The sequence below is a fragment of the Streptomyces sp. NPDC034049 genome (genome assembly GCF_055575575.1).
The window spans coordinates 262,380-274,549 of the sequence record NZ_JBVISJ010000005.1 but is presented as its reverse complement, the minus strand read 5'-3'; the positions used below and the strand labels follow the sequence as shown (position 1 = coordinate 274,549).

The window sequence follows — 12,170 nt, the reverse complement described above, 5'->3', positions numbered from 1 at the left end:
TCCATGTCCACGAAAACGCTCCCTGAGCGGGGCGACACCCACAAGCAGAGCACGGCAGGACCGGAACGGAGTGCCGGTCGCCGGCACTCCGGGCTCCGGAGCCCGGCGCGCGGCAGGCAGGCCCGGGCCGCCTGGATCCTCGCCGCCCCGTTCCTCGCGCTGTTCGCGGTCTTCATGCTGGTGCCGGTGGTCTGGTCGCTGCTGATGAGCCTGACCGACACCAAGAGCGCCGACCTGCGCACCCCGCTGAACGTGTCGTTCACCGGACTCGACACCTACGTACGGCTCTTCCAGGACGACCAGTTCTTCACGGCCCTGCGCAACACGGGCGTGTTCGTCCTGGTGGCCCTGCCGCTGACCCTGGCCGCAGGGCTCGCCGCGGCCGTCGCCCTCGACCGGGGCATCCGCCGCTTCCGGGCCGTCTTCCGGGTCGGTTTCTACCTGCCGGTGATCACCAGCATCGTGGCCGTCGCCGTGGTGTGGAAGACGCTCCTGGAACCGCGCGCGGGTCTGGTGAACCTCGTGCTGGGCTGGTTCGGGATCGACGGTCCGGCCTGGCTGGCGGACACCCGGTTCGCCCTGCCCGTCATGATCGTGATGGCGGTGTGGCGCAACCTCGGCACGGTCATGATCATCATGCTGGCGGGTCTGCAGTCCGTGCCGCAGTCGTTGATGGAGGCGGCCGAACTCGACGGAGCCGGGCCCTGGCAGCGGTTCTGGCGGGTCACCTTCCCGCTCCTGCGTCCGGCTTTGCTGCTGACCGCCGTCACCACCGGCATCGGCTATCTGCAGTTCTTCGACGAGCCGTTCGTGATGACGGGCGGCGGGCCGCTGGACTCCACCTTGTCGGCCACGTTGTACGCCTACAACCAGTTCGGCAACGGCAACTACGACATGGCGTCGGCGGCCAGCTACGTCATCTTCGTCCTCATCGTCGCTCTGACCGTGCTGCAGTTCCGCGTGCTGCGATCCGTGGATTAAGGACTGATGCCCCATGAGCACCCTCGCCACCGTGCCGACGGCAACCCCGGACACGGAGCGCACCCTGCGTCGCCGCCGCGTCCGACAGACCTGGGGCCGGCCCTGGCTGTACCTGCCGCTCGCCGGCGCCCTCCTGCTGATGATCGCGCCGTTCCTGTGGATGTTGTCCGGCTCCTTCAAGCCCGAGGCCGACATCCGCCGAGTACCGCCGGTCCTGGTCCCGACGGCGCCCACGACCGCCAACTACGGTGAACTGTTCAGCACGCTCGACTTCACGAGCATGTTCGCCAACTCCGTGATCGTCGCCCTCGCCGTCACCGCGGGCAACCTGATCTTCTGCTCGATGCTCGGATACGCCCTGGCCAAGCTGGAGTTCCGCGGACAGCGCGCGGTCTTCCTGCTGGTCATGGGGACGCTCATGATCCCCGGACTGGTCACCTTCGTACCGCTGTACGTGCTGGTGTCCAACATGCAGCTGACCGGGTCCCTGGTCGGGCTGGTCCTGCCGTTCCTCGCCGGCCCCTTCGGGGTGTTCCTGATGCGGCAGTTCATCTCCACCCTGCCCGACGAACTCATCGACGCCGCGCGGGTGGACGGATGCCGCGAACTGGCCGTCTTCGCGAAGATCATCCTGCCGCTGACCAAGCCGGCCCTCGCCACCCTCGGGATCATCACCTTCCTCGGCTCCTGGAACAACTTCCTGTGGCCCCTGGTAGTGGCCCAGAACGAGAGCCAGTACACCCTTCCCGTCGGCCTCGCCCTGGCCAGCAGCGGACAGTCCTTCACCCGCTTCGGCATCCTGCTCGCCGGCGCCGTGGTCGTGCTGCTGCCGGTGATGGTCGTCTTCCTCCTCTTCCAGCGCCAGTTCGTGGCCGGCATCGCCACCACCGGCCTGAAGTGACCTCCCGGTGCCCCGCCGCCGGACATCGACGCTCCGCCCCTCACCACTCATCACTGGGAGAACAACGTGGGACAGCCGGTCGGCACCGCCGTGTACCTGGACCCGGAAGCGACCGTGGAAGCAAGAACCGAGGACCTGCTGTCACGGATGACCCTTCCGGAGAAGGTCGGGCAGCTGCTGATGCTCGACGCACAACACGGGGACCTGGAAGACATCGTGTCGGCCAAGCTGGCCGGATCGGTTCTGCACGTGTCACCCGACCTGATGCCGCAGGCCATGGAGATCGCCACACGGACACGGCTGGGCATTCCGCTGCTGACCGCCGACGACGGCATCCACGGCCACTCGTTCTGGCCCGGTGCGACGATCTTCCCGACCCAGCTGGCCATGGCCTGCGCCTGGGACCCCGCCCTGCTCCACCGCGTGGCCCGGGCGGCCGCGACCGAGATCGCGGCGACGGGGATCCACGGGACGTTCTCCCCCGTGCTGTGCATCACCCGGGACCTGCGCTGGGGCCGGATCAACGAGACGTTCGGAGAGGACCCGTACCTGATCGGTGAACTCGGGGCGGCGATGGTGCGCGGCTACCAGGGCGAGGGCCTCGGCGACCCGACCGCCGTGCTGGCGTACGCCAAGCACTTCGCCGGCTACTCCGAGACCCTGGGCGGGCGCGACGCGAGCGAGGCCGATCTCAGCCCACGCAAGCTGCGCTCATGGTTCCTGCCCCCGTTCGAGCGGGCGGCCCGGGCCGGCTGCCGGGCCTTCATGCTCGGCTACCAGTCGATCGACGGGGTGCCCATCACCGCGAACGAGTGGCTGATCAACGATGTGCTCAAGGGCGAATGGGGCTTCACCGGCACGCTGGTGACCGACTGGGACAACGTCGGCCGGATGGTCTACGACCAGCGGACCTGCGCCGACTACGCCGAGGCTGCGGCCGTCGCCGTCAACTCCGGCAACGACCTGATCATGGCCACCCCCGGCTTCTTCGAGGGCGCGCAGGAGGCGGTCGCCCGCGGCCTGGTCGAGGAGAAGCAGATCGACGACGCGGTACGGCGGGTGCTGCGGCTGAAGTTCGAGCTCGGACTCTTCGAGGACCCGCGCGTTCCCGACCCCGAGCGGCAGGCGCAGGTGATCGGCTGCCGCGCCCACACAGACCTCAACCTCGCGACCGCCCGACGCTCCCTCGTACTGCTGCGCAACGACGGCACCCTGCCCCTCGAAGGAGGGCTGACCTCGGACGGAACCGGCCGCGCCGTGAGCCACGGTACTCCGCGGACGATCGCGGTCATCGGCCCCAACGCCGACAGCACCGAAGCCATGCTCGGCGACTGGGCGGGCGCCACCGGCCAGGTCCCGTGGATGCCCGAAGGCCATCCACGGGAGTCGGTGGAGACGGTCCTCGACGGCCTCCGCGCCGTCGCGCCCACCGACTGGACCATCACGCACGCCCGCGGGGCCGACATCGCCAGCCCCCACCAGGACACCGGGTGGACCCTCGGCCCCGACGGCCAACCGCAGCCGGACGTCTTCACCCCCGCCCCCGTCGACCAGGCACAACTCGGGCAGGCCATCGCTGCCGCAGAAGCCGCCGACTACGCCGTCGTGGTCGTCGGGGACACCATCGACCTCACCGGAGAGGTGCGCTCCACCGCCACGCTCGACCTCCAGGGAGGACAGATCGCCCTGCTGGACGCGGTCGCCGCCACCGGCACACCCATGATCGTCGTGCTCGCCCAGTCCAAGCCGAGCACCCTCCCGGACTCGGCACTGAACGCGGCCGCGCTCATCGAGGCGTTCAACCCGGGCATGCGCGGTGGCCGCGCCGTCGCCGAACTCCTCCTCGGCCTCATCGAACCCAGCGGCCGGCTCCCCGTCTCCTTCGCCCGCCACGTCGGACAGCAGCCCGTCTTCTACAACCAGGTGCGAGGCCAGCACGGCAGCCGCTACGCCGACCTCACGCAGGACCCCCTGTTCGCGTTCGGCGAGGGCCTCACCTACACCACCGTCACCTACTCCGACCTCGTCGTGCACGACCCGGACATCCCCGCCGACGGCACCGTCGACGCGACCGTACGACTCACCAACAGCGGCAGCCGTCCGGCCCTGGAGACGGTCCAGGCCTACATCAGCGACCTGACCACCAGCGTCACCTGGGCCGAGCAGGAACTGAAGGCGTTCACCCAGGTCGAGATCCCCCCAGGCGAAAGCCTGGACGCCACCGTCAGCATCCCCGCCGCGCAGTGCTCACTCGTCACCGCCGACAACCGCCGCGTGGTCGAACCGGGTGAGTTCGCGCTCCGCGTCGGGCCCAGCTCACGGCGGGAGCAGCAGCTGAGCGCACGATTCCGCATCCGAACCTGACCGCCTCCAGACCTGACCGCCTCCAGACCTGACCGCGCCCGGCCCACAAGGCCCCGCACGGGCTCGAAGACCCCCGCCCCGCCGACCCGGCCGCCCCGCCGCATCGAGGGCCGGCGGGGCGGGCCCAGCAAGACCGAAAGGCACGCGTGTGTCCACCACACCCAGCGATCCGCACCGCCCCGTGGCGCACCTGCGCCCACCCCACCACTGGATCAACGACCCCAACGGCCTGGTCTTCCACGACGGCCACTACCACGTCAGCTACCAGTACAACCCCTACGGAACGACCCACGCGAACCTGCACTGGGGCCACTTCCGCAGCCCCGACCTGCTGACCTGGGAGCCGCTGCCGATCGCCCTGTCCCCGACCGCGGGCGGCCCGGACGCCGACGGCTGCTTCTCCGGCAACGCCGTCTCCGACGGCGAACGGCTGGTCGCCTTCTACTCCGCGCACCGCGAGGACCGCTCCTTCCAGCACCAGCCGGTCACCTCCGCCGTCTCCGCCGACGGAGGCCGCACCTTCACCCCGCGGGGCGAACTGCTCATCCCCGAGCTGCCCGAGGGCTGCACCATGTACCGCGACCCCTACGTCTGGCAGGACGGCGACCGCTGGCGGATGCTGGTCGGCGCCGCCCTCGCGGACGGCCGCGCCGCCGCCCTCCTGTACGACTCACCCGACCTGGAGACCTGGACCTGGCGAGGGCCCTTCGCGGCCCGTCGCCCGGAGCCCGTCGGCGACACCGCCCTGCACTCCGGCGAGGGCTGGGAATGCCCCCAGTACCTTCCGGCGGCGGACGGGCCCGGCGCCCTCATTTTCGGCACGTGGACCGAACCCACCGGCCCGCTGAGCGTCGCGGCCCTGATCGGCGAAGAACACGACGGCCACTTCGAGGCCGGACCGGCGGTACCCGCCGACCACGGCCCCGACTGCTACGCACCGGCCCTGCTGCGCGGACCGGACGACCGGTGGCTGCTGTGGGCCTGGTCATGGGAGGCCCGCGACGAAGCCTGGGCCCTCGCGGACGGATGGGCCGGAGTCCTCACGCTGCCCCGCGAGATCCACGTCGACGACGACGGCACACTGCGCCAGCGGCCCGCCGCCGAACTGCTCGCCCTGCGCGGCCGACACACCCTCCACGCCACAGGAGCGACGGACGGCCCGTGGCCGGTGGACCTCGGCACCGTGGGCCGCGCCTTCGACCTGACGGCACGTCTGGAGCCGACGGGAAACGCCGGCCTACGGCTGGTCACCACCGCGGACGGCTCCGAGTACCTCGACATCCGCCTCGACACCGACGCGGGTGAACTGGTCGTCGACCGCGACCACGCCTCACTGGACAGCAGAGCCCGCGGCGGCTCCCACCGGATGCCCTGCCCGGCGGAGCAGCCCGTCGACCTGCGCGTGGTCGTCGACCACTCCATCGCCGAGATCTTCCTGATCACCACCGGCCAGGTCCTCACCCTGCGCTTCTACCCCACAGGGCAGAGCCCCTGGCGACTGCGGGCCCGCACCGCACCGGGGACGCGCCTCGGCTTCGCGGTCGACGCCTGGGACCTGCACCCGCTCGTGATCAAGGAACCGAGTACCAGCGCCGCACAGTCGGCGCCGACGTCGCCGTAGCACCGATTCCGACCGGTCGATCCCCCACCTCGGCACTGTGTCCCACCCCCTCACCCAAGTACAGAACAAGCTGGTCCGAAGGAGGATCTTCCATGAGCTCGTACGGTCTCGGACGACGCCGGTTCCTGGCCACCGCGGTCGGCGTCGCCGCCGCGTGGACCCAGGTTTCCGGGAATGCCATAGCCGCCCCGCGGCTGAAGCAGGCCCCACGTGACAATTCCGTCCGTGTGTGGCTGACGGACGTATCGGCCGACACGTGGGTCGCCGGCCAGGACGATGTGCTGTTCAAGGCGAGGAAAGCGGCCAACCCGCTGACGATCAAGATCGACGACAGCGTCAAGTACCAGAAGGTCCACGGCTTCGGCGCGGCCATGACCGACTCCGCCGCCTGGCTCATCGACAAGCTGTCCCCTGCCGAGCGGGCCAAGGTGATGAAGAAGCTGTTCGATCCCTCGAAGGGAATCGGCCTCAGCCTTCTCCGCTCCCCGATGGGCGCCACGGACTTCAACGCGTCCGGCAGCTACTCCTACGACGACATGCCCGCCGGCCGGACAGACCCGACGCTGGCCGACTTCTCCATCCGGCATGACGTCCCGTACATCATTCCGGCCCTGCGCCAGGCCCTCTCCCTCAACCCGTCCCTCAAGGTCATGGCCAACCCCTGGAGCCCACCAGGCTGGATGAAGACCTCCGACTCCATGATCGGCGGCACCCTCAAGAGCGAGTACGTCTCCGCGCTGGCGGACTACTTCGTCAAGTTCGTGCAAGCCTATGGCGAAGCCGGCGTGCCCATCTCCTACATCTCCCCGCAGAACGAACCCATGGGCACCCCCACCTGGCCCGGAATGTTCCTGTCCGCGTACCAGGAAGCCGAGCTGATCAAGAAGATCGGCAAGGCGTTCGAAGCCAACGGGATCTCCACGAAGATCCTGGCCTGGGACCACAACTGGGACGTGCCCTCGTACCCGGAGACGATCTTCAGCGACCCCGCAGCCTCCCGGTACACCGCGGGCACCGGATGGCACATCTACAGCGGCGACCCGACGTATCAGACGGTGGTCCACAACGACTACCCGAGCAAGGAAACCTTCATCACGGAGGCCACCGGGGGCGTGTGGCAGGACAGCGACCAGACGGCGTTCACCGAGGCACTGGGTACGTGGATCATCAACGGCACGCGCAACTGGGCGAACGGTGTGATGCTGTGGAACATCGCACTCGACCCCGACCGGGGCCCGCTCAACAGCGACACGGCCGGCATCCCCATGCTGCGGGGCCTGCTCACGATCGACCCGGCCGACGGGCAGGTGTCCTACAACGTCGACTACCACGCCCTCGCTCACGCGAGCAGGTTCGTCAGGCCCGGAGCACGCCGGATCTACTCGAACACCTTCGGGGAAGGCAGCATAGAGAACGTCGCGTTCCAGAACCCGGACGGATCGAAGGTCCTGATCGCGCACAACTCGGGAAAGGCGGCGAAGACCTTCAGCGTCGCGGACGGGACACACTCGTTCGACTACACCCTGGACGCCGGAGACGCCGTCACCTTCACCTACTCCGGCCCCGCGCGGAGCGGCAGCACCCCCGCAGCGGCCAAGGTCCCGGACCCGACACACGACTTCGCGTTCAAGTCGGAGTCCGGTCCGGTCACCGTCACCTACGACCCGGCACTGCTGCCCCACCAGAACTCCATCCGCACCGGAAACAAGCTGATCACGTACTCCCTGCCGATCGGAGCCTCCGTCCGGACGACCGGAAGGGCACTGAGCCGTACCAAGTGGACGGCCACGGCTTCCGCGCAGCCGGACTGGGGCAGGGCCGCGAACGCGATCGACGGCGATATCAACACCAAGTGGAGCCTCGGGCACGGGACGACGAGCGGTGACTGGTTCCAAACCGACCTGGGGAGCCCCACGAGCTTCAACAAGATCGTCTTCGACACCGGCGTGAACAACTCGTTCGACTACGTCACGAAGTATCAGATCTACGTGTCGGACGACGGAGCCGAGTGGGGCAGCGCGGTCGCGAGCGGCAGCGGGGGAATCGGGAAAATAACCGTCGCACTGCCGACCCGCACGGCACAGTACATTCGCATCGTCAGCACCGCGGCCTCCGGTTTCTGGTGGGCCATCGGCGACATCGAGGTGTACGGGGCCGCGCGCGGAACCGGCTCCATCGCGGCTCCGACAGCGGTGGCAAGCGGCCTCCAGTCGAAGAGCTGGACCAGCAAGCACGGGGACCAGGTCACCGTGGTCTTCAACGGGACCGCTGACAGCAGGAGTTTCAAGATGTCCACCGACGGCTCGTACACCTATGAGCTGCCGGGTGGCACCTCGGCGATGTTCACGACCAGGAAGCTCTCGAGCTTCCCGTCGCCGACCTTCAGCGATCTGAAGCCGGAACGGGGCGTGCCACGCTCCAAGTTCACGATCCACGGTTCCGGCTTCGGCGACTCGCAGGGGCTGGGCACGGTGTACTTCGGATCGAGCTATGCCGAGACAGACACCTGGTCGGACACGAGCATCAGCGCCTACGTCCCGAAGGGACTCCCGGCGGGGAAGGTCACGGTCTCCGTGAAGGGCGCCACCGGAGCGGACGCGGGCGGCTCGTCCTTCGACGTCATGGACCTGGGCCCCGCACTGCCGCGCACGGGCTGGACCGCGACGGCTTCGGACGCGAGCCAGTGGGACGAACCCGGAAACATGCTGGACGGCGATTCCGGTAACCGCTACAGCTCCGGAACCGGGCAGTACGACGGCCTCTGGATCCACGTGGACATGGGGCAGGCGCAGACCTTCGACAAGGTCGTCCTGGATGTCGGCGGAAGCATCGACGATTACGCGCGAAGCGCGGACGTGTACGTCTCGGAGGATGGAACCGACTGGATCAAGGTCTCCTCCGTGACGGACGGCCAGCGCGTCCAGGTGGTCTCCTTCCCCACGCGGACGGCTCGCCACATCAAGGTCGTCAACACCGCTGATGTCGCGAGTAACTGGTGGTCCATCGCGGAATTCAACGTCTACAACTGACCGAGCCTACGACTGACGGTGTCTACGACTGACGGCGTCGACACCGGGCGCTCCTTGCCCCTGCTGCTGGGCGGAGAGCGTGCGGCACGACCGAGACGCGAGGACGGGCCGGCGCGAGAGAGACCTTCTCCCGAGCCGGCCCTCACGGCCGAGACCCGGCAGCATGCAACGTGTCGCCGATCTCCAGCGCCTCTCGGTGTTGCGCCTCAAAGTGTCGGGCCGTCCTGATACAGAGCGTCTCGGCTCTCGCCGATCCAGTCCGTTCCTGAGTACTGGTTTCCGGTGACGTCCACGGCTCTCCCAGTGCTACGCCCTGTTGTGCGCAGCGCCATTTCAGGGGCTGGCGGTCGCGGGTGCAGTAGAGCTTGTTGAGAAGGTCAGCTGATTGGTGAGGTGCATAGACCTGCCCTCGGGCTCTGCTGTGACCGGCGCGTGCGACGCCCTCCCCTTGCCGCCCGGTCAGCTGCGGCCAGCGCCCATGGGCTGGGCGGTGCCCGCCGCCTGGGCCTTCTCGGCGGGCGCGCCCGGGTGGCCGTGCCGGCAAGGACGCCGTCGCGCTCCACTCGGTCCATCCACAGGTGGCCGCGCAGGTCGCGGGGCATGTCCATGAAGGTGGGGTGCGGGCCGTCGCCGTACAGCGAGCGGTGTACGTCGAGGACGTCGTCGCTGTTCCACACCAGGGTGCGCAGCACCCGCGCGGGCTTGGCGAGCCGCTCCATGAGGGCGGCATCGCCGAGGAAGGTGTGGTCGAAGCTGATCTGCCTGGTCCAGCCGAGTTCGACCGGGTCGCGGTAGGAGTCGCGCAGCGACTCGCCCTGGAAGCTGCCGGCGATGAACGCCCGCGGGATGTGCCAGGGCGAGCTGAGCAGGTGGGCCAGGAAGTCGGCCTGCTCGGGCTAGTACAGGGCGGGCAGGTAGTCCAGGTTCCGGGTGGGAACCGCGTTCTCCAGGTGGTTGATGGGCGCGGCCCGGTTGCCCAGGCGGCGGATGCCGTACTTCTGCCCGGCCTGAACGACCGCGTCGTACACGGCACAGCCGATCTCGCGTGGGCCCTGCAACTCGAACCCGACCTCGCCGGCCATGCCCTGCCGCAGCGCTCAGACGCGGTGCCCGGCGAGGGTGGTGGGCACCGCATGCATGTACGGGGTTCCAGCAGCCGATCGTCGCCGGTCAGATCCAGCAGCAGCGGGACCGAGGGAGTGCGCGGGGCCGGAGACCTGGTACACGAACCAGTCCTCGTCCCCGGCAGTGGCCTTGAAGTCGCCGTGCTCCAGGTTGTACCGGGCCCAGTCGCCACCCGGCCCGTGGAAGACGTAGCCCTCCTCATCCAGCCGGGTCAGGATGCCCTCGCTCATGACATGGCCGTGCGCGTTGGTCTGCACGATGTGTTTGGAGGCGCCCGCCGGGAACCTACGGAAGGAGTTGACCGAGATCCCCGAGAACAGCTCCGGCACGCCGGGACCGCGGAAACGGGTCTGCGGCAGGAACGACCAGTCACCGATGTAACAGGTCCGCTTCCACGACAGGCTCCTCACCTGCCCGGGCCGCCCTCCCGATGGATACCGCGCCTCCCGACGGATACCGCGCAGGTCTGCGAGAGGCGCGTCCGGGGTTCACATGGAGATGTGGACTTTTGTGGACTCCAGACATGAGGAAGACCCCCCGTTCGAATGGAACGGGGGGCCGGGATCTCTCTTACCTGCGGTGCAGGTGGTGCCCCCGGCAGGATTCGAACCTGCGACACCCGCTTTAGGAGAGCGGTGCTCTATCCCCTGAGCTACGAAGGCAAGGTGCCCGGTCAGTGTAGCGGGTGGTGGGCGGGTGGGGAGTAGGCGTTCGGGGTGGGTGGGGTGGGTAGGTCCGGGCGGTCGAGAAATCGGTTTGCCGGGGGCGTCTGCGGGCCTAGCATGCCGCAGTCGTTCCGAGTGGACTTCCGAGGCGAGGCACGAGCGGGGTTCCGGGTGGAGTCCGGCTGGCGTTCCGGGGCGTTCGGCCAGGTGGTCCGCAAGGTGCTTCGAATGGTGTCCGGGATTTCGGACGGAGTGGTGCGTGTGATGTCGAGCGGGTCGGGTGAAGGGGAGTGGCGCCGTTGTCCGCGGTGATCGAGGCGCGTGGGCTGTCCAAGGTGTTTCAGACGACCGTGCGGCAACCCGGGTTCCTGGGGGCGCTCAGATCGCTCGTCAGTCCGCGCCGCGTGGACAAGGTCGCCGTGCAGGACGTCGACTTCAGCGTGGGCAGAGGGGAGTTGCTCGCGCTCCTCGGTCCCAACGGGGCCGGCAAGTCCACCACCATCAAGATGCTCACCGGCATCCTCACGCCCACCTCGGGCGAGGCGCTCGTCGCCGGTGTCGTCCCGCACCGGGACCGGGAGCGCAACGCCCACAACATCGGGGCCGTCTTCGGGCAGCGCACGCAGTTGTGGTGGGACCTCCCCGCCCGGGAGTCGTTCGAGATCCTCCGGGACATCTACGGTGTTCCGGAAGCGCGGTTCCGCGAGCGCATCGAGGAGTTCGACGGGCTCCTCGAACTCTCCGAGTTCTGGGACACCCGGGTCCGCCATCTGTCCCTCGGGCAGCGGGTCCGCTGCGATCTCGCCGCCTCCCTGCTCCACGATCCTCCCGTCGTCTTCCTCGACGAACCCACCATCGGCATGGACGTGGTGGTGAAGGAACAGGTACGGCGGTTCCTGCGGCACCAGGTCGAGGAGCGCGACCGTACCGTCCTGCTCACCACGCACGACATGACCGAGGTGGAACGCCTCGCCGAACGCGTCGTGCTCATCAACCACGGCCGGATCGTCCTCGACGGCTCCCTCCAGGAGATCCGGCGGCGCTTCGGCGGCACCTGGCAGGTCCGCGCCACCCTCGCCGACCCCGCCGACGTCGAGGCCGTCGAGCAGGGCGAAGGGGGCGGCGGTCCCGTTGCGCTGCCCGGGTTCGGCGGTATCGGGGTGCTGCGGCGCGAAGGGCCGCGGGTCGTCTTCGGGCCGGTCGGGGAGGACGCGCCCACCGTCCACGAGGCCCTCAAGGTGATCATCGGGCGGTTCCGGGTCGCGGACCTCGCGCTGGAGGAGAACGACCTGGAGGACGTCATGCGCGCCGCCTACCTCAGCGACGTACCGCCCCAGGAGAACCAGGACGTACCGCCCCAGGAGAACCAGGAGGGGCGCGAGGATCAGTACCTGGCCACCGTCGCCTCCGCCTCCCCCTCCGCCCCCACATCCACCACCGGCTCCCCTTCCCCTTCCCCCTCCACCCCCGAGGGCAGCTGAACC

At 69.0% G+C, this 12,170-nt stretch carries 8 protein-coding genes and 1 tRNA gene; 6 read left to right on the top strand and 3 right to left on the bottom strand.

All coding sequences use genetic code 11. The annotated features are described in order from the left end of the window. Positions 1–3 precede the first annotated feature (3 nt). From ACZ52C_RS17435 to ACZ52C_RS17415, 5 genes are all read left to right on the top strand, one after another. Positions 4–981 carry a carbohydrate ABC transporter permease gene (locus tag ACZ52C_RS17435; RefSeq protein ID WP_469075534.1) on the top strand — a complete coding sequence of 326 codons (978 nt, stop codon included), beginning with the start codon at positions 4–6 and terminating at the stop codon, positions 979–981. Positions 982–994: 13 nt separating this feature from the next. Then, a complete protein-coding gene (locus ACZ52C_RS17430; protein WP_469075533.1) occupies positions 995–1,882 on the top strand; it encodes a carbohydrate ABC transporter permease in 888 nt (295 codons plus the stop codon). Between the two features lie 66 nt (positions 1,883–1,948). Next, positions 1,949–4,246: a glycoside hydrolase family 3 N-terminal domain-containing protein gene (locus ACZ52C_RS17425; protein WP_469075532.1), complete on the top strand. Its 2,298-nt coding sequence runs from the start codon at positions 1,949–1,951 to the stop codon at positions 4,244–4,246. Between the two features lie 148 nt (positions 4,247–4,394). Further along, positions 4,395–5,867: a glycoside hydrolase family 32 protein gene (locus tag ACZ52C_RS17420; RefSeq protein WP_469075531.1), complete on the top strand. Its 1,473-nt coding sequence runs from the start codon at positions 4,395–4,397 to the stop codon at positions 5,865–5,867. Positions 5,868–5,959: 92 nt separating this feature from the next. Further along, positions 5,960–8,896: a discoidin domain-containing protein gene (locus ACZ52C_RS17415; RefSeq protein ID WP_469075530.1), complete on the top strand. Its 2,937-nt coding sequence runs from the start codon at positions 5,960–5,962 to the stop codon at positions 8,894–8,896. 896 nt (positions 8,897–9,792) lie between these two features. Here ACZ52C_RS17415 and ACZ52C_RS17410 read toward each other — a convergent pair. From ACZ52C_RS17410 to ACZ52C_RS17400, 3 genes are all read right to left on the bottom strand, one after another. Further along, a complete protein-coding gene (locus ACZ52C_RS17410) occupies positions 9,793–9,978 on the bottom strand; it encodes a hypothetical protein (protein WP_469075529.1) in 186 nt (61 codons plus the stop codon). Between the two features lie 15 nt (positions 9,979–9,993). Beyond that, the gene (locus ACZ52C_RS17405; RefSeq protein WP_469075528.1) at positions 9,994–10,431 is read right to left on the bottom strand and encodes a hypothetical protein; all 438 of its coding nucleotides are present in this window, start codon (positions 10,429–10,431) and stop codon (positions 9,994–9,996) included. 176 nt (positions 10,432–10,607) lie between these two features. Further along, a tRNA-Arg gene (locus ACZ52C_RS17400) sits at positions 10,608–10,683 on the bottom strand. A 302-nt stretch (positions 10,684–10,985) separates the two neighbouring features. Here ACZ52C_RS17400 and ACZ52C_RS17395 point away from each other — a divergent pair. Then, positions 10,986–12,167, top strand: a complete 1,182-nt coding sequence (locus tag ACZ52C_RS17395) for an ABC transporter ATP-binding protein (protein WP_469075527.1) — start codon at positions 10,986–10,988, stop codon at positions 12,165–12,167. Positions 12,168–12,170 lie beyond the last annotated feature (3 nt).